Origin of the sequence: Kosakonia sp. WA-90, assembly GCF_039871955.1 — a bacterium.
In the GTDB taxonomy this organism is placed as follows: domain Bacteria; phylum Pseudomonadota; class Gammaproteobacteria; order Enterobacterales; family Enterobacteriaceae; genus Kosakonia; species Kosakonia oryzendophytica.
Genome location: NZ_JBDPLJ010000002.1, coordinates 122696 through 144196 on the forward strand (window position 1 = coordinate 122696; position 21501 = coordinate 144196).

Below are 21501 nucleotides of genomic sequence, written 5' to 3' on the forward strand. Positions count from 1 at the left end.
TTTAGGGAGATTTGATGGCTTACTCAGTACAGAAGTCGCGCCTGGCGAAGGTAGCGGGTGTTTCACTTGTGATGTTGCTCGCCGCCTGTAGTTCCGATTCACGTTACAAGCGTCAGGTTAGCGGTGACGAGTCCTATCTGGATGCTGCTCCGCTCGCTGAACTTCATGCGCCGGCCGGGATGATCCTTCCGGTGCAGAACGGGGATTACAACGTCCCTGTAACCAATGGCAGCGGCGCTGTTGGCAAACAGTTAGATATTCGCCCGCCGGCTCAGCCGCTGGCGCTGGTAAGCGGTGCGCGCACCCAGTTTACTGGCGACACTGCAACGCTGATGGTTGAAAAGGGCCGTAACAGCACGCTGTGGCCGCAGGTGGTAAGCGTGCTTCAGGCGAAAAACTACGCCATTGCCAAACGTGACGATGCGTCGCAGACCCTGACAACCGACTGGGTTGACTGGAACCGTCTGGATGAAGATCAGCAGTACCGTGGTCGTTATCAAATCTCGGTAAAACCGCAGGGGTATCAGCAAGCGGTGGTGGTGAAACTGGTGAACCTGGAACAAGCAGGCAAACCGGTAGCGGATGCCGCATCGCTGCAGCGCTACAGCGCTGAAATGCTGAACGTGATCTCCGCCGGGCTGGATCAAACCGCGACCGATGCGCAAAATGCCGCAGAAAAACGCAGCGTAACCTCGCTGGATGTTCAGAGCGCGGCGGACGACACCGGTCTGCCAATGCTGGTGGTGCGTGGTCCGTTTAACGTCGTGTGGCAGCGTCTGCCTGGCGTACTGGAAAAAGTGGGCATGAAAGTGACCGACAGCACGCGCTCTACCGGTAGCATGGCGGTGACCTACAAGCCACTGTCTGACAGCGGCTGGCGCGATCTTGGTGCGCGCGATCCGGGCCTCGTTTCCGGTGATTATAAACTGCAGGTCGGTGATTTAGACAACCGCAGCAGCCTCCAGTTTATTGATCCGAAAGGTCATACCCTGACGCAATCGCAGAATGATGCGCTGGTAGCCGCATTCCAGTCTGCCTTTAACCACTAATCCCGAAGGCCGGATCGTATCCGGCCTTTTTTATTATGGTGACGCAAACGTGTGCGTCGGCGTAAAATAGCCAAATTCGATTTATATCATCACACCTGGAGTAACAAAGATGCAAAAGCAAGCTGAGTTGTATCGTGGCAAAGCGAAGACCGTTTACAGTACGGAAAACCCGGATCTGTTGGTGCTCGAATTCCGCAATGATACGTCAGCAGGGGATGGCGCGCGCATCGAACAGTTCGATCGTAAGGGCATGGTGAACAACAAGTTCAACCATTTCATTATGAGCAAACTGCAAGAAGCGGGTATCCCGACCCAGATGGAAGCGCTGCTCTCCGATACCGAATGCCTGGTGAAAAAACTGGAGATGGTGCCGGTTGAGTGTGTTGTCCGTAACCGTGCCGCCGGTTCGCTGGTGAAACGTCTGGGTATTGAGGAAGGCATCGAGCTGAATCCGCCATTGTTCGATATGTTCCTGAAAAATGACGCCATGCATGATCCCATGATTAACGAGTCATACTGCGAAACTTTCGGTTGGGTGAATAAAGAAAACCTGGCGCGCATGAAAGAGCTGACTTACAAAGCCAACGACGTACTGAAAAAACTGTTTGATGACGCGGGTCTGATCCTTGTCGACTTCAAACTGGAATTCGGTCTGTTTAAAGGCGAAGTGGTGCTGGGTGACGAGTTCTCTCCGGACGGTAGCCGCCTGTGGGACAAAGAGACGCTGGATAAAATGGACAAAGATCGCTTCCGCCAGAGCCTCGGTGGCCTGATCGAAGCATATGAAGCCGTTGCGCACCGCCTGGGTGTGAAACTCGACTGATTGCCTGTCTGCGTCATAACCAGAGGGTCATGGTATCCTCTGGTTTTCTGCACCGTTTTTCCTGTGGTAATCCTTCCCTAAGCGCCTACGATCATATATACACTGAGTCCATTATTGGAATAGTGAGGTTGTTATGCGCTGGCAAGGGCGTCGAGAAAGCAACAATGTAGAAGACCGACGCGATGAGTCGGGCGGTCCGTTCATCCGGGGGCCGGGTTTTCGTCTGCCTGGCGGTAAAGGCGGGATCATTCTGCTGTTTCTGGTGATAGTAGCCAGTTATTACGGTGTCGACTTAACCGGCCTGTTAACCGGCCAACCTGTCAATCCCCCCTCACAGCAACAACACATTAACCCGCAGGAGGATGAATCCGCGCGTTTTACCAGCGTGATATTCGCCACCACCGAAGAGACCTGGGGACAACTGTTTGAAAAAATGGGGCGTCACTACCAGCAGCCTAAATTGGTGCTGTACCGTAATCGTTTCAATACGGGGTGCGGTATCGGGCAAGCCATTATGGGGCCGTTCTACTGTCCGGCGGACAGCAAGATCTATATCGACCTCTCTTTTTACGACGAAATGAAAACCAAACTGGGCGCGGATGGCGATTTTGCGCAGGGTTATGTCATTGCCCATGAAGTCGGGCATCACGTACAGAAATTGCTGGGTACTGAAGAGAAAGTTCGCCGCCTGCAGCAGAATGCCTCGCCGACGCAGGTTAATGCGCTTTCCGTACGGCTGGAGCTACAGGCGGATTGCTATGCGGGCGTCTGGGGGCACAGCATGCAGCAGCAGGGGGTGCTGGAGCCGGGCGATCTGGAAGAGGCGTTGAATGCCGCGCGGGCCATTGGTGACGACCGTTTGCAACAGCGCAGCCAGGGGCAGGTCTTCCCGGACAGCTTCACCCACGGTACGTCGGAACAGCGCTATAGCTGGTTCAAGCGCGGTATGGACAGCGGCGATCCGGCGCAATGCGACACGTTTAGCGGGCAGTTGTAATTCTTTGTGATGCAGGCATTTATTGAAGAGACCGCGCGGATGGCGCAGGAAGGCATCCGTCGGTTACTGGTAGTAAGCGGTCAGGCAGCGTGGTGCGAACAGCACGCTGAGACGTTACGTGCAACCGTGCCGGGAGACTGGCTGTGGGTCGGTGAGCCAGCAGGCTGGTCGCCGCACTGTTCGCCGCGCGCGCTCGCAACCCTGCTCGGGCGAGAATTCCGCCATGCGATTTTTGATGCACGCCAGAGCTTTGATGTTGCGGCTTTTGCTGCACTGGGCGGAACGTTAAAGGCCGGAAGTTGGCTGGTGTTGTTAACGCCGCCGCAGGCGCAGTGGCCGCACTTGCCAGACGCCGACAGTTGCCGCTGGAGCGACACTGTCGATCCCATCCCCGTCCCCACATTTGTTCGACATTTCTGCCAGACCGCCGCAGCAGACGGCGAGACGGTACAGTGGCATGAAAATCAGCCTCTCATGCTTCCCCGCTTTGCTGCCCGCCCGGCCTGGCATCCGGCAACGGGGGAGCCTGAACATGAGCAAGCGCAGATCCTTACCGCACTACGTACCATGCCGCCTGGCGTGATGGTGGTGACGGCCCCGCGCGGTCGTGGCAAATCGGCGCTGGCGGGTATGCATATCGCGCAGTTATCCGATCCAGTAGTGATCACGGCTCCGGCGCGTGCCGCAACCGATGTGCTGGCGCATTACGCCGGAGAACGCTTTACCTTTATCGCGCCGGATGCATTATTGCAGCAGATTGAGCGCACCGGTGCGCAGCCTGGCTGGCTGGTGGTGGATGAAGCCGCGGCGATCCCAGGCCCGTTGCTGCATGCCCTGACGGCCGCATTCAGCCATGTGTTACTGACCACCACGGTTCAGGGATATGAAGGTACCGGTCAGGGATTTCTGCTCAAGTTCTGTGCGGGTTTTCCACGCTTGCGTCATTCCACACTGAGCACGCCACTGCGCTGGGCGAAAGGCTGCCCGCTGGAGCGTTTTATCAGTACGCTGCTGCTGTTTGACGATGCCCCCCTCGCTGATGTTCCGAAAGGCGAATGTGTGATGCAGCCGCTGGCGCAGCGTGCATGGCAGCACAATCCCGCACAACCTGCTGCGCTCTATCGCCTGTTGGCGAGTGCGCATTACCGTACTTCTCCACTCGATTTGCGGCGCATGATGGATGCCCCCGGACAGCATTTCTGGCTGGCGGAAAAAGCGCAGACGATCGTGGCAGCGTTGTGGCTGGTGGAAGAGGGGGGACTCAGCGAGGCGTTAAGCCAGGCTGTGTGGGCCGGTTTTCGTCGCCCGCGTGGCAATCTGGTGGCGCAATCGCTGGCGGCGCATGGTGGCAGTCCGCTGGCGGCAACCCTGCGCGGGTTGCGGATTAGTCGCATTGCGGTTCATCCCTACAGCCAGCGTGAAGGCATCGGTTCGGCGTTAATCACCCGGGCGCAGGCGAACAGTTGTGGTGTCGATTATCTCTCTGTCAGTTTTGGTTACACGCCCATGCTGTGGCGTTTCTGGCAGCGCTGCGGTTTTTTGCTGGTGCGCCTGGGCAGTCACCGGGAAGCCAGCAGCGGCTGTTACACCGCCATGGCGCTGTTGCCATTAACCACAGCCGGGCACGAATTAGCGGCGCGTGAGCAAGTGCGGCTGGCACGCGATCTGCCCTGGCTTTCCCACTGGCGGCAGGAAACGTTACCCCTTCCGTCGGCACAAACGGCTACCCTTAATGATGATGACTGGTGTGAGCTGGCGGGGTTTGCTTTTGCCCATCGCCCATTATCCGCAGCGATGGGCGCATTACACCGTTTGTTGAACCGTAGCGCGTTACCGCTGCTGGCGTTGCGAGGCCAGCTTACCGCTGGCGAGCGCGAGCAAACGCTGTGCGAGTGCTTATCCCTTTCTGGCCGTAAAGCCTTGCTGGCACAGCAGCGCGTGGAGGCGGCACAGGCTTTGTGTGCGCTTGATACGCAACGCACAGAAATGCTGAAAGAACAGGTGAAGAAACTGCAGTTTTTTTAACTAACTCCTTCAGTTAAATGGCATGGTCATTATTGCTCCCCGGCGTAAACTGCATCTATCAAATGAAGGAGACAACCATGAAACATGACCATTTTGTCGTGCAAAGCCCCCAAACTCCGGCGAAACAATTGCTGCTGCTGTTTCATGGCGTCGGCGATAACCCTGTCGGGATGGGCGAAATCGGTAGCCGGTTCGCCGCGCAATTTCCGGATGCACTGGTGGTCAGTATCGGCGGCGCCGAAGCCAGCGGTCCTGCGCCAGGGCGTCAATGGTTTTCCGTGGATGGCGTAACGGAAGAGAACCGGCAACAGCGTGTGGATGCCATTATGCCGGTGTTTATCGATACCGTGCGTTACTGGCAGAAACAGAGCGGGCTTGATGCCCGGGCGACGGCACTGATCGGTTTTTCCCAGGGCGCAATCATGGCGTTGGAAGGGGTAAAAGCCCAGCCCGATCTGGCCTCACGGGTGATCGCGTTTAATGGTCGCTATGCCACGCTGCCGCAGGCGGTTTCTGCTGCACATACCATTCACTTGATCCACGGTGGGGAAGACCGCGTTATCGATCTGGCCTGGGCCGTTGCCGCAGAGGAAGCCTTGCAGAGCCTGGGGGGCGATGTGACGCTGGATATCGTGGAGGATTTGGAGCATGCCATTGATGACCGCAGCATGGCGCTGGCGCTGAACCATCTGCGCTATACTGTGCCGAAGCACTATTTTGATGAGGCGTTAAGCGGTGGCAAACCTGATGACGACGATATCATTGAACTGATATAAAACAGCCACTCCCGGCGGGAGTGGCGTACGGTGCGTTACTTTTTCGGCTGGTCTTTTTTTGGCCAGTCATCTTCATCATCCCACTTGTCGTTAAAATCACGATGGGGAGGAAGCTCCGGTTTGTTGGCGAGGAATTTTTTATGGTCGACGCGATTCAGATCTTTAATCACATTCAGTATCACGCCGAGTAAAAACACCAGCACCAGGATCCACCAGTATTTAGCAAGCCAGTCCATGCAATCCTCCAGACCCGTCAGGCGATGAGTTGTTCCATAATGCGTTGATACATACGGGCAAGCATCTGCAAATCCGCAGCGTTCACGCATTCGTTAATCTTGTGAATGGTCGCGTTTACCGGCCCAAGTTCTACCACTTGCGCACCCATTTGCGCGATAAAACGGCCATCTGAGGTGCCACCAGTGGTTAACAACTGCGGTTTAATCTCATTATAGTGCTCAATGGCGTTCACGACCGCATCCACCAGTTTGCCGCGCCCGGTCAAAAACGGTTGCCCTGAGATCCACCACTCCACGGTATAACGCAGCTGATGTTTTTCCAGCAGCGCAATAACTTTTGCTTTGATCATCTCATCCGTCAGTTCAGTACTGAAGCGGAAGTTAAACTGCACAAACAGATCGCCAGGAATCACGTTGTTGCTGCCCGTACCGGCTTTGATATTGGCAATTTGCATACTGGTCGGTGGGAAATAGTCGTTGCCTTTATCCCATTCGATGCCCACCAGTTCGCTGATCATGGGGGCGGCGCGGTGCACCGGGTTATCGGCGAGATGCGGATACGCCACGTGGCCCTGTACGCCGTGGATAGTCAGGTTACAGGTCATGGAACCGCGGCGACCATTTTTTACCACGTCGCCCACCACTTCAGTGCTCGACGGTTCACCTACCAGGCAGTAATCCAGGCGTTCGTTGCGCGCCATCAGCGTTTCCACCACTTTGACCGTGCCGTTCGCGGCGCTGGCTTCTTCATCGGAGGTGATCAGAAATGCGAGGCGGCCTTTATGCTGCGGGTGCTGAGCGACGAATCGCTCGGCGGCAACGACCATGGCCGCCAGTGATCCTTTCATGTCCGCCGCGCCACGGCCAAACAGCATGCCATCGCGGATGGTGGGTTCAAACGGGGGATTGATCCAGCGATCCGCATCACCGGCCGGAACCACGTCGGTATGACCGGCGAAGGCCAGCGTTTCCCCCTGACCACGCCATGCCCAGAAGTTTTGCGTGTCGCCAAAATCCATCGGCTCAACGGTGAAACCGATAGCACGCAGGCGCGCAATCATTAACGCCTGACATCCCGCGTCATCGGGACTGAGAGAAGGGCGACGAATAAGCTGCTGTGTCAGCTCAATAACCGGGCACGACATAAACTACACCTCGTTGATAAACTTCTCATAACTGGATTCATTGAAACCCAGCAGCATAGGCTTACCGGGCGCGCAGAGCAATGGGCGTTTGATAATTGCCGGCATTTCCACCATCAGTGCAACGGCAGCATCGGCGTGGGTGATCGTGTCGCGCAGGGAGGCATCCAGTTTACGCCAGGTAGTGCCCCGTGTGTTCAGCAGGGCTTCCCAGCCCAGTTCTGCAATAAAAGTATGCAGCAGTTGTGCATCAATACCATCTGCCCGGTAATCATGAAAGCGATAATCCACCTGGTTTTCTTCCAGCCAGCGACGGGCTTTTTTGATGGTGTCGCAGTTTTTGATACCGTACATTGTGAACATGGTGAATCCTTTTGTCTCATTTTTGGTTATTTGAACAAGAATTTAGAATAACGGATTTTAAAAAGAATATCATTCGCCTGTTAATGATAATTCAGCGAATATAGCCACTCTGCTCCAGCTTGAATAAACTCTCAGATGTTGCGCATACCATTCCGGTTGTTAAAAAGTGAAAACCATATTGTTGATAAAATCCCGTTTTTTCCGGCACTGAATAAATAAAGATTTTACCGTGAGGTAATAATGTTTTAACGATGTCCATTATTAATTGTTTACCATAACCGCGACCCTGCATTTGCGGAGCGACAACAATATCAGCCACATAGCTTGCCCATGTTAAATCGCTGATGGCGCGGGCTGTAGCGACCAGTTCGCCGTCATGGTAACCGAACCAGCAAAAGGTGCTGTTACACCACGCCTGCTCTACGAGGTCAGGCGGGCGCTGATTGAGCCCGCCTGCGGCGAGCAAGGCACTTAATTCCAACCAGTCAACCTCATTAATGGAATGTTTATCACACAATGTGAATGTCATTTCATTTGGCCCTAAAGTTTTTACGGAATATTGCCGTTACTCACATTAAATGACAGGTGAACGGCGCATAGTGAAACCAGTTATTAAACATACCCTGCAAACAACGATTAAAGCAATTGGTTGAAGTATCTTCACAGTGGCTGCTGTTTTAAGTAGAATGATCGCAATAATAAGAGAGGTAGTTATGATTGAACATGAACTGGGGAACTGGAAAGATTTTATCGAAGACATGCTTCGTAAATAACATCCAGAAGAATTATTAAGCAGTGACGGCTTATAGCTAAATGTGTGAAAGTATCCACATGAAAAAAGGCGACCCGCAGGTCGCCTTTTTTGTTTTCATCGCTTAATTCTCCCCTTTCGGGGAGAGGGGGAGTATCTTACTGCGCACGTTCTTTGAGCGGGAAGCGGCGGCGCACCAGCACAAAGAACAGAGGCACAAAGAAGATGGCAAGTAATGTTGCGGAAATCATACCGCCCATCACGCCGGTGCCTACTGCGTGCTGACTACCGGAGCCCGCGCCGGTGCTGGTGGCCATCGGCAGTACCCCGAAGACAAATGCCAGCGAGGTCATCAGGATCGGACGTAAACGCTGGCGGCAAGCATGCAGGGTCGATACCAGCAGATCTTCACCTTTCGCATTCATATCATTGGCGAACTCGACGATCAAAATGGCGTTCTTCGCCGATAACCCGATTACCGTCAACAAGCCGACCTGGAAATAGACATCGTTTTCCAGCCCGCGCATCCATGTCGCTAACAGTGCGCCGATCACCCCAAGCGGTACGACCAGCATCACCGAGAAGGGCACTGACCAGCTCTCATACAGCGCGGCCAGACACAAAAATACCACCAGCAGGGATACCGCATACAACGTGGGTGCTTGTGCACCGGAGAGGCGTTCCTGATAGGACATGGCTGTCCATTCCAGACCAAAACCCCCCGGTAACTGGCTGACCAGTTTTTCCATCACATCCATGGCTGTACCGGTACTGACGCCAGGGGCAGACTCACCCACAATTTCCACCGCGGCATAGCCGTTGTAACGCTCCAGACGGGGCGATCCGGTTTCCCAGTGCGACGTGGCGAAAGCGGAGAACGGTACCATGCCGCCGCTGCTGTTACGCACATACCACAGATTAATATCATCCGGCAGCATGCGGTATTTTGCCGCTGCCTGTACGTAGACCTTCTTCACGCGACCGCGATCCATAAAGTCGTTCACGTAGCTGGAACCCCATGCGGTTTGCAGCGTGTCGTTAATATCATTAATGGAGACCCCCAGCGCTTGCGCTTTGCGCTGATCGATATCGATCTGCAACTGCGCGCTGTCATCGAGGCCATTATGGCGGACGCGGGTTAATGTCGGCTCTTTGGCCGCAAGCTCAAGCAAGCGATCGCGGGCATTCATCAGCGCATCGTGGCCTGCTCCGGCGTGATCCTGTAGCTCCATGTCGAAACCGGCTGAGCTCCCCAACCCGCTGATAGCCGGAGGGCTACTGGCGAAAACGCGGGCCTCTTTAATCCGGTTAAAGGCTTTGGTGGCGCGTTCAATAATGGCGAAGGCGCTGCCGCTGTTCGGATCGCGCTCGTCCCAGTCTTTCAGACGAATAAACAAACGCGCGACGTTTTGCCCGTTACCGCCAGGGCCGGAGCCGACGGTGGCAAACACTGACGAGACATTCTCTTTTTCATGGGTGAAGAAATAGTCTTCTACCTTTTGCACCACTTTCAGGGTCTGCTGCTGCGTTGCGCCACTGGGTAATTGCACGGAAGTGGTGAACATCCCGCGATCTTCCTGTGGCAAAAATGACGTAGGCAGACGCAGAAACAGCAGCACCATGGCACCAATCAGCAACACATAGAGCAAAATCCAGCGCAGGCTGCGGTGCAGAACCCGGCCTACCGCCGTTTCATAACGGTCGGCGTTACGGTTGAAGATGCGGTTAAAGGCCCCGAAGAACCCTTTTTGCCCGTGCAACTCTCCCTTGTGTAGCGGCTTCAGCAGCGTGGCACACAGAGCTGGCGTGAGGATCATCGCCACCAGCACCGACAGCACCATCGCTGACACAATGGTGATGGAGAACTGGCGGTAAATGGCACCGGTGGTACCGCCGAAAAAGGCCATCGGGACAAAGACTGCCGACAGTACCATGGCGATCCCCACCAACGCCCCCTGGATCTGCCCCATTGATTTACGCGTTGCTTCCCGTGGCGACAACCCCTCTTCGGTCATAATGCGCTCAACGTTTTCCACAACGACGATGGCATCGTCGACCAGTAAACCGATCGCCAGCACCACCGCGAACATGGTCAGCGTGTTAATGCTGTAGCCAAAGGCGTAGAGCACAGCAAATGTCCCGAGTAACACCACTGGCACGGCAATGGTGGGGATAAGCGTGGCGCGGAAATTTTGCAAGAACAGATACATCACAAGGAAAACCAGCGCGATAGCTTCAAGCAGGGTTTTCACCACGTCGATAATGGAGGCTTTAACGAACGACGTGGTTTCGTAAGCGACTTTATACTCCAGACCATGCGGGAAATAGGGCGCCAGCTCATCGAGGCGTTTTAGCACCAGTTCCGCCGTCGCCATTTCGTTAGCCCCGGAAGCCAGTTTTACCCCAAGACCCGACGCAGCTTTACCGTTAAAACGGCTGAGGTTGTCGTACTTTTCCGCACCCAGTTCCACCGTTGCGACGTCGCCCAGTTTGACTTCTGAGCCGTCCTGATTGACGCGCAACGTAATATTGCGGAACTGCTCCGGGGTTTGTAATAACGATTGGGCATTAATGGTGGCGTTCAGCGCCTGGCGATCAACCGACGGCGTTCCGCCAAGCTGACCAACGGCAATCTGCGCATTCTGCGAAGAGATAGCACTTGTCACGTCAGACGCGGTCATCTGATAGCTGTTGAGCTTCGCCGGATCGAGCCAGATACGCATCGAGTATTGCGTGCCGTAGGCATCAATATCCCCCACACCATTCACACGGCTGATAGGATCCTGAATGTTACTGGCGACATAATCGGCGATATCCTGTTTATCCATTGAGCCGTCGGTTGAGACAAAGGCGAGAGTCAGGATGTTGGTGTCACCGGTTTTACGCACGGTGACGCCCTGATTTTGCACTTTTTGCGGCAACTTACGCAGTGCCGATTGTAACTGGTTCTGTACTTGCTGGACGGCTTCGTCAGGGTCGGTACCGGCTTTAAAGTTAAGCGTGATCGTCGCCTGGCCCGTTGCGCTGCTTTGTGATGACATGTACATCAGGTTATCGAGCCCGGTCATGTTTTGCTCGATAACCTGCGTCACGGTGTTTTCCAGCGTTTGTGCAGATGCACCGGGATAATTAGCGGTGATACGGACGTTCGGTGGGGCTAAATCAGGATATTGTTCGACCGGTAAAGAAATAATGGCAAGTGTTCCCGTGAGACAGATCAGGATCGCCAGCACCCACGCAAAAATGGGGCGATCAATAAAAAAATTCGCCATCAGAAGCCAGACCTCTATTGCTGCGTATCGTTATAGTGACATTGCTTGCATCAATGTAGCGGCAATGCAGAAATCAATCGTGGAGAAAATAAGGATAAAATGTAAATTATCATGCCGGGTTAAGGCATAACTATGCAAAACGCGATTTAAGCAAAACTCCTTCCGCCAGATCATGTAATTCTATGCTTTTCTTTACATTGGTTGACGTTTTGGTTGGCCGGCATGCGGAAAGCGAAGCTGCACTTCCGTTCCGCCGCCCGACGGTGAAACAATATCCAGCGTGCCATTCAGTCTTTCTGCCCGCTCGTGCATGATGCTCAACCCATAATGTCCGTCTGGCTCCGCTGTGGTGCTCATACCTATGCCATTATCGCGAATATAGATGGAGTGCGCCCCATCGGGATCGGTGACGCAAGTGACGTTAATGTCGCTGGCACCGGAATGCTTGATGGCGTTGATAACTGCTTCGCGGATAATCTGCAGCACATTGATCTGCTGTTGAGCGTCCAGCGCCTGGGTTGGCAGGCGGCAATCCAGGCTTAGCTTCGCCTGAGTCTGGCTTTGCAGCAGATCCAGTGCTTCGCGCAACGCTGCGGTCAAATCACTCTGTTGTAGTGACAGACGGAAGGTGGTCAACAGCTCGCGCAACTGACGGTATGCGTTATTCAGCCCGCGAGAAAAATCATCAATGATGACATGTGCCGGTGCGTTTTCGTCCGGCACGGCGCGTTTCAGTAACGTTAACTGGATGCGTAAATACGAGAGCATCTGTGCCAGCGAATCGTGTAGCTCACGAGCAATCGTGGCGCGTTCCTCCATCAGTATCAATTGCTGATACTGTTTTTGCGCCTGATTGATATACAGCCCGCGCCCGAGAATGGTGGCGATACTGCGCATTAACGGTATAGAGGCATGCTGCTGTGCACTCTGCCAGCGCAACTCACCCAGAACGTTATCCTGCATATTCACTGGCAAACTGCCCAGCGGACGCTGCGGATCCTGTTTTCCCTGTTGCAGACACCAGTTATCATCCGTCACCAGCTCCAGATAACTGGCCACCTCATGTTCATAGACAATACGCAGGACATGGCGCAGTGAGTGCACATCAAGCTGGCTGGTGTTGAGCGCCTGCGAGCATTGGTACATCACTTCCAGACGACGATGCGCGTCATGCAGGTCGCGGGTTTTTTCCTCGACGGAGGCTTCCAGCGAGCAATACAGCTTTAACAGCTCGCCGGACATCCGGTCGAATGTCGAGGCCAGCAGGCCCAGTTCGTTATCAAGGTGAATATTGAGTGGCGGGTAAGAAAAGTGCCCCTTTTGGATTTGCTGGCTGGCGGTCATCAACTGGCGGAGCGGTTTCACCACGTGCTGGCGGATGCGGTGCAGAGTGAAAAATACGAGGAGGAAAATCCCCGTTGCGCCCAGCAGTGAAATGATCACCACCAGTATCATTTTGCGTTCGGCATAGTGCTGAAGCGCCAGCACAAACAGATCGATGTTGCCGACGTAACCCTGAATATTCTGCTGATACCACTGCGTATCATGCTGCGCCAGCCGCGCATCCATCTGTTGCCAGCTATCGTGCAATTGCCCATAACGCTGTTGAACATCCTGCGGGATATACCAGTGATGAAGATGTTGCAGCACCGGCGAATTCAGCGTCTGTTGATAGCGCTGTCGGTGCCCGACCAGCTTGTCGGGATCGGCGTGCAGATCGTAGCCGAGACGATAGCTTTGCATACGCAATGATCCGGCAATGTTAATGGCTTCCGCATCGCGCAGACTGCTGGCAAGGGTAATCAATGCGATACCTGTTGAGAGTAACGACAACAGGACAATATAGAAAAAGGCTTTGGCGAGACTGGATGACACAGGTCTTTTCACTGACACAGTCGCTGTTCCCGATTCCTGATGTTACGTGCGGCAAACGGCAGCGCGAACGCCCATCGAATGAAATTAGTGTTCAGAAATCCTGAAATAAATTGATCTGCTACAAGTTCGTGACAAATAGATAACCTATCTGGGCAATTGTACATTGCCAGCGTGAAACTGCCCCGGTAAATACAATGCTCATATAAAAAACAGGGTTTATTAAACCAGAAAAGAAGGGTGCCATGAATCGCTTTATTATGGCGAATAGCCAGCAATGTATAGGATGTCGTGCCTGCGAAGTGGCGTGCGTAATGGCTCACAATGAAGAGCAGCATGTCGTCAGTCCGGCGCATTTTCATCCGCGCATTACGGTAATTAAACATCAGCAGCAGCGCAGCGCGGTGACCTGCCGCCACTGTGAAGCTGCACCCTGTGCCCGCAGTTGCCCGAACGGTGCGATCGGTCGTGTCGATGATGCCGTGCAGATCGACCAGCAGAAGTGCATCGGCTGTAAGTCCTGCGTTGTCGCATGCCCGTTCGGCACCCTGCAGGTCCTGGTAACGCCCATTGGCGAGGGGAGGGTGAAAGCCACCGCCCATAAATGCGATCTGTGCCGCGATCGGGCAGAGGGGCCGGCCTGTGCGCAAAACTGCCCGGCCAATGCATTGCAGCTCGTAAACGGCGATGCATTGTCGGAGATATCAAAAGCGCGTCGTTTGCGTGCGGCCAGCCATGAAGCGCAGCCGTGGCACAGCGTTGCAGCGCTGGTGCCAGCATTCGACGATCGCAAGGTGCGGCAAATGCGTAAAACACCGCCGCGCGGTGAGCCGGACAAACTGCCAGTGGCGGCGCGTAAAACCGGTTTCGACGAAATTTATCTGCCGTTTCATGCAGATCAGGCGCACCGCGAAGCGGAACGGTGCCTGACGTGCGGTGAACACAGCGTATGCGAATGGACCTGCCCACTGCACAACCATATTCCGCAGTGGATTGAACGGGTAAAAGCGGGCGATATCGCCGCAGCGGTCGAGCTTTCCCATCAGACCAACTGTCTGCCGGAAATCACCGGCCGCGTCTGCCCGCAGGATCGTCTGTGCGAAGGGGCTTGCACAGTGCGCGACGAATACGGCGCGGTCACCATTGGCAATATCGAACGCTATATTTCCGATCAGGCATTGGCACAGGGCTGGCGGCCGGATTTACAACAGGTGCAGGCGGTGAACAAACGTGTGGCGATCATCGGGGCCGGACCGGCGGGACTGGCCTGCGCCGATGTGCTGGCGCGTCATGGCGTGAGCGCAACGGTTTTCGATCGCCACCCGGAAATCGGTGGGTTGCTGACCTTCGGTATTCCCGCCTTTAAGCTGGATAAATCGCTGCTGGCGCGTCGCCGGGAAATCTTCAGCGCAATGGGCATCCGTTTTGAACTGAACTGTGAAATTGGCAAAGACATCTCCCTCGATACGCTGCTGGATGAGTATGACGCCGTGTTTGTGGGGGTAGGAACCTACCGTTCAATGAAGGCCGGTTTGCCGAATGAAGATGCGCCAGGAGTTTACGATGCGCTGCCCTTCCTGGTTGCCAACACCAGACACTTAATGGGGTTGCCGGATAGCGTTGAAGAGCCCTTTATCAACACTGAAGGGCTGAATGTCGTGGTGCTGGGCGGCGGCGATACAGCGATGGATTGTGTGCGTACCTCGCTACGTCATGGTGCCAGCAAAGTCACTTGCGCCTATCGCCGCGACGAAGCCAACATGCCGGGTTCGAAGAAAGAGGTGAAAAACGCCCGCGAGGAAGGGGCAGAGTTTGAATTCAATGTGCAGCCAGTGAACCTGGAACTGGATAGCGAAGGTAAGGTGTGTGGCATCCGTTTACTGCGTACGCAACTCGGTGAACCGGACGCCAAAGGCCGTCGCCGTCCGGTGCCCATTGCTGACAGTGAATTTGTGATGCCTGCCGATGCGGTGATCATGGCGTTTGGCTTTAACCCGCATGCCATGCCGTGGCTGGAACGCCATGGGGTTCGCGTGGACGACTGGGGGCGGATTTCCGCCAGTGTCGACAGCACCTACCGTTATCAGACCAGCAACCCGAAAATTTTCGCCGGTGGCGATGCGGTACGCGGTGCCGATCTGGTGGTAACTGCGATGGCAGAAGGTCGCCATGCAGCGCAGGGCATGATGGACTGGCTGGGTGTAAAAGCACCGGGTAAACATTAACGCTCTTCGCGACAAAACAGGCTCCACGGCGTAGTATGACGCCAGATTGTTAGCGCTTTGGAGCCTGTATGTCGCTGAAAATTGAAGTTATCAAAGATAAACTCCTCTCTGAAAATTACTTTATCCTGCGCAATATTACCTACGATCTGACCCGTCAGAACGGCGAAGTCGTGCGTCATAAGCGCGAAGTCTACGATCGGGGTAATGGCGCCACGATCCTGTTGTATAGCCGCGAAAAACAGAGCGTGGTGCTGATTCGTCAGTTCCGTATTGCCACATGGGTGAACGGCAATGAAGATGGGCGCTTAATTGAGTCTTGCGCTGGTTTACTGGATGACGATGAGCCGGAAGTTTGTATTCGTAAAGAGGCCATTGAAGAGACCGGTTACCAGGTTGGTGAGGTGCGTAAAGTCTTCGAACTCTATATGTCGCCGGGCGGCGTAACGGAAATTGTGCACTTTTTTATTGCGGAATACAGCGATGCACAACGCGCTAATTACGGCGGTGGCGTAGAAGATGAAGACATTGAAGTGCTGGAGTTGCCGTTCCATCAGGCGTTATCCATGATGGCAAACGGTGAGATACGCGACGGCAAGGCGGTGATTTTACTGCAATACTTACAATCATCAGGAATAATGGACTGAATTTTAAGGTTTTTTGTTCCATCTTTCGGATGAAGCTATCCGACAAATCCGATTGAGCCAGCGCCCCCGGAAACCGAAGATACGCACGTCGCGCTTCTCTTCTTCCGGGGTTGTACCATTCATGCGTTATCGCAGCTTATTCACCTTGCTCTGCGGTCTGTTTACCGCGCCTTTACTCCAGGCTGCGCCCGCACAGCAGACATTCTCCGACTGGCAGGTCACCTGCAATAACCAAAACTTTTGCGTTGCCCGTAACACCGGAATGCATGGCGGTCTGGTGATGACGCTTGACCGCAGTGCCGGGGCGCGCACCGATGCCGCACTGCGTATCGATCTTGGCGGTAAAGAAGCGCCGCCGGTAAAAGAGCCGCCGATTGCCGATCGCTTATTGCTGGATGAGCAGCCCCTGAAACTGACGGCGACACACTGGCAAATCTCCCCCTGGCATTTGATGACCGATAACGCCATTGGCATTACTGACTTCCTGAAAACGATTCAGGAAGGGCAGACCATCACGCTTGCGGGCAGTAAAGGCAAGATTTCGTTGTTGGGTCTTAAAGCCGCACTGCTGTTTATCGACACACAACAAAAGCGTGTGGGGAGCGAAACCGCATGGATCAAGAAAGGCGATGAGCCACCGTTAAGTGTACCGCCCGCGCCTGCGCTAAAAGAGGTAGCGCTGGTGACGACGATGCCCGTACCGCTCACCCACCAGGAGCTGAATGATCTGCTGGATTATGCCAACTGGCGTATGAATAACACCCAGTGTTCGCTGGATCCTATGCGCCGCGAGGTGCGTGTCACCGCGCTGACGGACGATAAAGCTTTGCTGATGATTGATTGCGAAGCGGGTGCGTATAACACCGTCGAGCTGGCATGGCTGGTTTCGCGGGAAAAACCCTTCGCCTCACGCCCTATACGTTTGCATCTGCCATTCACACCGGATAACGGTAATGACGAAATGGAGCTGATGAACGCCACGTTTGATGAGAAAACCCGGGAACTGACCACCTTGTCAAAAGGGCGTGGTCTGGCGGACTGCGGCGTAGCGAGCCGCTGGCGTTTTGATGGGCAGCGTTTTCGCCTGGTACGTTACGCCCAGGAGCCCACCTGTGATAACTGGCACGGCCCCGATGCCTGGCCGACGCTGTGGGTGACGCGATAAGCGTAAGTTATTTATAATCTTCCCGAATCGTTTATCCGGGAAAGAGAGAATGAAGCACGTATACGCCCATTGGATTGCCGCCTGTCTGCTGTTCATCGCCGCCCTGCCTGCGCAGGCGGAGCTCAGTGCTGCCGACCGGCAGGAGATCACCCGGCAGGTTGAACGGTGGAATCACTATCTTAATGGCGAACAGAATGCCACCGGTAGCGATCTCTACGCCGCGCAGGTGCAGTGGTTTGGTCAGCCGCTTGCCAGTGACGCGGTACTGAACAAACAGCACGATTTTCAAACCCGTACGCCGCAATTTTCCCAGCGCATTATCAGCACCCTCGATATCGTCGACGATGAGGCAGGACAGGTGCTGGTGGAGTTTGTCAAACAGGCAGGCGTTGATGGCAAACAGGTCAAAAACTATCCCGCGCAGTTAATGTTCAAAAAAGAGGCCGGTGGCTGGCGCATCAGCGGGGAAACGGATTTACTCACCCGGCTGAATCAAAAAGACACAGCCGTGGAAGGCCGTGTTGCCAAGGGCAAGTTTGACGGCGTCAATAAAGATATCGTCTGGCTTAGCGCCCGCGATCCGCAAAACGGCGGCAGTTGCGATATGGATGGCGACTGCCAGTGTTCTGTCTGGAGTAGCAACCCCGCCATTCAACCGGCGATTCTGCCGCAGTGTATTGGCGGCGGGGTGCAGGTGCTTTCGCAACTGGATGACAGCGGGCGCGACAGGGTGGTCATCTTCCCGGAGTGGTGGACCAGCGCCTGGCGGGTGGTGTATGTCTACGACATTCAGCAAGGGCAGTGGATTAAAGCCATTCCGTCGTTTCCGATGAACACCAATATGCAGGAAGAGGATGATGCCGCCACGCTGGTGAAGCGCGACCCGCAGCACAGCGGCAATGTGCTGGTGAAAAAAGCGCTCTGGGATGAGAAGCAGGAAGATATCATCACCCCGCAAAACAGCGAGGCATTGCAGGTGCTGAAATAAGATCACGCGCCAGCGAACAGTAAACGCTGGCGCGCCTTTGTGCTTATTTTTTCAGAACCGATTTGGCTTTCGCCACCACGTTTTCCACGGTAAAGCCGAAGTACGGGAACAGCTTATCCGCCGGGGCGGATTCACCGTAACCGGTCATGCCGACGATGGCGCCTTTCAGACCGACATATTTGTACCAGTAATCGGCTATCCCCGCTTCCACTGCCACACGTGCACTGACGTTTGATGGCAATACCGATTCGCGCCAGTCGTCATCCTGCGCATCGAAAATATCGGTTGAAGGCAGGGACACCACCTGCACCTGGTGGCCTTCCGCACTGAGCTGTTCGGCCGCTTTCATGGTGATCGCCACCTCGGACCCGGTGGCGATCAGGATAAGATCCGGTGTGCCCTGGCACGCTTTCAGGATATAACCGCCACGGCTGATTGCCTCCACTTGCTCCGGCGTTCTCTCCATTTGCGCCAGGTTCTGGCGAGACAGGATCAACGCAGTCGGGCCGGTATGCCGCTCGATCGCCAGTTTCCAGCCAACGGCGGCTTCGACCTGGTCGCAGGGACGCCAGGTGCTGAAGTTTGGCGTCAAGCGCAGGCTGGCCAGTTGCTCCACCGCCTGGTGAGTCGGACCATCTTCCCCGAGCCCAATGGAGTCATGGGTATAGACCATGATTTGCCGCGCTTTCATCAGTGCTGCCATACGCGCTGCGTTACGGGCATATTCCACAAACATCAGGAATGTGGCGGTGTAAGGCACAAAACCACCGTGATGGGCAATGCCGTTAGCAATCGCCGTCATACCAAACTCACGTACGCCGTAATGGATATAGTTACCGGCGGGATCCTCTTTCAAGGAGGTGGAACCCGACCAGATGGTAAGGTTACTGGGCGCGAGATCCGCCGAACCGCCGAGCAGCTCCGGCAACAATGGGCCATACGTGTTGAGGGCATTTTGCGAGGCTTTACGGGTGGCGATTTTTGCCGGATTGGCCTGCAATTCGTGAATCCACTGCTGGGTGGTTTTTTCCCAGGCTTCCGGCAATTCGCCGCGCATCCGACGCGTAAACTCAGCGGCCAGCTCCGGGTATGCTTTCGCCCAGGCCTCGCGTTTTTCATTCCAGACCTGCTGGGTTTTTGCACCACGCTCACGGGCATCCCATGCCTGATAAATCTCTTTCGGGATCTCAAACGGCGGGTAGTGCCAGCCCAGTTTCTGCCGGGTCAACGCGACTTCTTCTTCTCCAAGCGCCGCACCGTGCGACTCCTCTTTCCCTGCTTTATTCGGCGAACCAAAGCCGATAACCGTACGGCAGATAATCAGCGACGGTTTATCTTTCACGCTTTGCGCTTCCAGAATGGCTTTTTTCACTGCTTCCGGCGAATGGCCGTCGATATCGCCAATCACATGCCAGTTATAGGCTTCAAAGCGTTTGGCGGTGTCATCGGTAAACCAGCCTTCGGTTTCGCCATCAATAGAGATGCCATTGTGATCGTAAAAACCAATCAGTTTTCCGAGGCCCAGGGTGCCCGCCAGCGAGCTGACTTCATGAGAGATCCCTTCCATCAGGCAACCATCCCCCATAAACACATAGGTGTAGTGGTCGACAATGTCGTAGCCGGGACGGTTAAACTGCGCCGCCAGCGTACGTTCGGCAATCGCCAGCCCGACCGCATTTGCCAGCCCCTGACCCAGTGGGCCGGTGGTGGTTTCTACGCCCGGTGTATAACCAATTTCCGGGTGTCCCGGCGTCTTAGAGTGCAACTGGCGGAAGTTTTTCAGCTCATCAAGCGATAAATCGTAACCACTCAGATGCAGCAGGCTATACAACAGCATCGAGGCGTGGCCGTTGGAGAGAATAAAACGGTCGCGATCGTACCAGGTCGGGTCCGCCGGGTTATGGTGCAGAAAGTCGTTCCACAGCACTTCAGCGATATCCGCCATCCCCATTGGCGCACCAGGGTGGCCGGAATTGGCTTTTTGCACTGCGTCCATACTCAGGGCGCGAATGGCGTTAGCTAGCTCTCTACGGGACATAGTTCACTCCGTGGCAAAGGGTTAAAGTTTTGCGGCGATCAGATCTTCCAGTTTGCGTTGGTCTACGGCGAACTGGCGGATGCCATCCGCCAGTTTTTCCACCGCCATCGGATCCTGGTTGTGCTCCCAGCGGAACTCCGCTTCCGTAAGCGGTTCCGGGCGATGGAAGGTTTGCCGCGACGGCACCAGCTTGCGTTCAACCGTGCCTTCCTGCGCCTGCAACTCTTTCAGCAGCGCCGGGGAGATGGTCAGACGGTCGCAGCCTGCCAGCGCAAGGATCTGCTCGGTGCGGCGGAAACTGGCACCCATCACGATGGTGGTATAGCGATGTTGTTTGAAGTAGTCGTAGATGTTGCGCACCGACTTCACGCCGGGGTCTTCGTCCACCACATACGGGTCAAGCGGTTTGCGGTCGTTATACCAGTCATAAATACGCCCCACGAAAGGCGAGATAAGAAACACGCCCGCCTCGGCGCAGGCGCGCGCCTGCGCAAACGAAAACAGCAGCGTCAGGTTGCAGTTGATACCCTCTTTTTCCAGCGCTTCTGCTGCGCGGATCCCTTCCCATGTGGATGCCAGTTTGATCAGGATGCGTGACTTATCGATCCCCTGATCGTGATAGAGCTCCACCAGGCGGCGCGCTTTGGCGATGCTTTTTTCTTTATCGTAGGAGAGACGGGCATCGACTTCAGTCGATACGCGTCCCGGTATGCTTTTCAGAATTTCCGCACCGAAGTTAACCGCCAGTTTGTCGCTGGCTTCTGCCACTTGCTGCTCCTGGGTTTTACCGCGCGCTTTACCGTAGGCAATGGCGTCGTCAATCAGGTGGGAGAAGTGTGCCAGCCCGGCTGCTTTCAAAAGCAGGGAGGGATTGGTGGTGGCGTCTTCCGGCTGATAGTGGCGAATAGATTCGATGTCGCCACTGTCTGCCACCACGGTGGTGAATTGTTTCAGGCCGTCTAAATGATTCATGAAAATAACTCCTTTAAAAGCAAAGTGTTACTGGAGTGCTTTCGTTCGCACTTTTGTGAGGATGAGAGGTGCATAACAAAAAAGCATAGCAGACGGGCACCTGACCTGCCGTTAGTGACCGGTAACAAAAATGTGATGAATTGATAGCAACTTTGTTTATGGA

The 21501-nt window shown here is 54.9% G+C and carries 18 protein-coding genes; 10 read left to right on the forward strand and 8 right to left on the reverse strand.

From position 1 onward, the window contains the following. Positions 1-14 precede the first annotated feature (14 nt). From bamC to ypfH, 5 genes are all read left to right on the forward strand, one after another. Entirely contained in the window at positions 15-1049 is a 1035-nt protein-coding gene (bamC, locus tag ABGA49_RS03840) for an outer membrane protein assembly factor BamC (RefSeq protein WP_061493763.1), read from the forward strand. A 109-nt stretch (positions 1050-1158) separates the two neighbouring features. Then, positions 1159-1872 carry a phosphoribosylaminoimidazolesuccinocarboxamide synthase gene (gene purC, locus ABGA49_RS03845; protein ID WP_088238192.1) on the forward strand — a complete coding sequence of 238 codons (714 nt, stop codon included), beginning with the start codon at positions 1159-1161 and terminating at the stop codon, positions 1870-1872. A gap of 133 nt (positions 1873-2005) precedes the next feature. Further along, a complete protein-coding gene (locus tag ABGA49_RS03850; protein WP_061493765.1) occupies positions 2006-2869 on the forward strand; it encodes a neutral zinc metallopeptidase in 864 nt (287 codons plus the stop codon). 9 nt (positions 2870-2878) lie between these two features. Then, on the forward strand, positions 2879-4894 hold the full coding sequence (locus tag ABGA49_RS03855; protein WP_347665324.1) for a GNAT family N-acetyltransferase: 2016 nt from the start codon (positions 2879-2881) through the stop codon (positions 4892-4894). A 77-nt stretch (positions 4895-4971) separates the two neighbouring features. Continuing rightward, positions 4972-5670, forward strand: a complete 699-nt coding sequence (ypfH, locus tag ABGA49_RS03860; protein WP_088238189.1) for an esterase — start codon at positions 4972-4974, stop codon at positions 5668-5670. 35 nt (positions 5671-5705) lie between these two features. Here ypfH and ABGA49_RS03865 read toward each other — a convergent pair whose 3' ends face one another. The 4 genes from ABGA49_RS03865 to ABGA49_RS03880 form a co-directional block, all read right to left on the reverse strand. Then, positions 5706-5906, reverse strand: coding sequence for a YpfN family protein (locus tag ABGA49_RS03865; RefSeq protein ID WP_061493768.1), 201 nt, complete (start codon positions 5904-5906; stop codon positions 5706-5708). 17 nt (positions 5907-5923) lie between these two features. Further along, on the reverse strand, positions 5924-7051 hold the full coding sequence (dapE, locus tag ABGA49_RS03870; protein WP_061493769.1) for a succinyl-diaminopimelate desuccinylase: 1128 nt from the start codon (positions 7049-7051) through the stop codon (positions 5924-5926). Positions 7052-7054: 3 nt separating this feature from the next. Next, entirely contained in the window at positions 7055-7411 is a 357-nt protein-coding gene (locus tag ABGA49_RS03875; protein ID WP_061493770.1) for an ArsC family reductase, read from the reverse strand. Between the two features lie 91 nt (positions 7412-7502). Continuing rightward, complete coding sequence (locus ABGA49_RS03880) at positions 7503-7940, reverse strand: GNAT family N-acetyltransferase (protein ID WP_347665158.1); 438 nt, start codon at positions 7938-7940, stop codon at positions 7503-7505. 184 nt (positions 7941-8124) lie between these two features. On the opposite strand from ABGA49_RS03880, the gene ypfM reads away from it, so the two are divergent. Further along, entirely contained in the window at positions 8125-8184 is a 60-nt protein-coding gene (gene ypfM, locus ABGA49_RS03885; protein ID WP_087867655.1) for a protein YpfM, read from the forward strand. Between the two features lie 136 nt (positions 8185-8320). Here the strand turns inward: ypfM and acrD are convergent, their stop codons facing one another. Then, positions 8321-11434 (reverse strand): multidrug efflux RND transporter permease AcrD, encoded by a 3114-nt coding sequence (gene acrD / locus ABGA49_RS03890; RefSeq protein WP_347665159.1) that lies wholly within the window; start codon positions 11432-11434, stop codon positions 8321-8323. 192 nt (positions 11435-11626) lie between these two features. After that, a complete protein-coding gene (narQ, locus tag ABGA49_RS03895; RefSeq protein WP_347665160.1) occupies positions 11627-13327 on the reverse strand; it encodes a nitrate/nitrite two-component system sensor histidine kinase NarQ in 1701 nt (566 codons plus the stop codon). 224 nt (positions 13328-13551) lie between these two features. On the opposite strand from narQ, the gene aegA reads away from it, so the two are divergent. The 4 genes from aegA to ABGA49_RS03915 all read left to right on the forward strand — a co-directional run bounded on the left by aegA (position 13552) and on the right by ABGA49_RS03915 (position 18328). Next, positions 13552-15531: a formate-dependent uric acid utilization protein AegA gene (aegA, locus tag ABGA49_RS03900; RefSeq protein WP_347665161.1), complete on the forward strand. Its 1980-nt coding sequence runs from the start codon at positions 13552-13554 to the stop codon at positions 15529-15531. Between the two features lie 68 nt (positions 15532-15599). Next, positions 15600-16175 carry a GDP-mannose pyrophosphatase NudK gene (gene nudK, locus ABGA49_RS03905; protein ID WP_347665162.1) on the forward strand — a complete coding sequence of 192 codons (576 nt, stop codon included), beginning with the start codon at positions 15600-15602 and terminating at the stop codon, positions 16173-16175. Positions 16176-16296: 121 nt separating this feature from the next. Then, positions 16297-17340, forward strand: a complete 1044-nt coding sequence (locus ABGA49_RS03910; RefSeq protein WP_347665163.1) for a DUF1176 domain-containing protein — start codon at positions 16297-16299, stop codon at positions 17338-17340. A gap of 49 nt (positions 17341-17389) precedes the next feature. Further along, entirely contained in the window at positions 17390-18328 is a 939-nt protein-coding gene (locus ABGA49_RS03915) for a hypothetical protein (protein ID WP_347665164.1), read from the forward strand. 43 nt (positions 18329-18371) lie between these two features. Here ABGA49_RS03915 and tkt read toward each other — a convergent pair whose 3' ends face one another. Both tkt and tal read right to left on the reverse strand, forming a co-directional pair. After that, a complete protein-coding gene (tkt, locus tag ABGA49_RS03920) occupies positions 18372-20366 on the reverse strand; it encodes a transketolase (RefSeq protein WP_347665165.1) in 1995 nt (664 codons plus the stop codon). Between the two features lie 21 nt (positions 20367-20387). Beyond that, the gene (tal, locus tag ABGA49_RS03925; protein WP_061493779.1) at positions 20388-21338 is read right to left on the reverse strand and encodes a transaldolase; all 951 of its coding nucleotides are present in this window, start codon (positions 21336-21338) and stop codon (positions 20388-20390) included. Between the last annotated feature and the right edge of the window lie 163 nt (positions 21339-21501).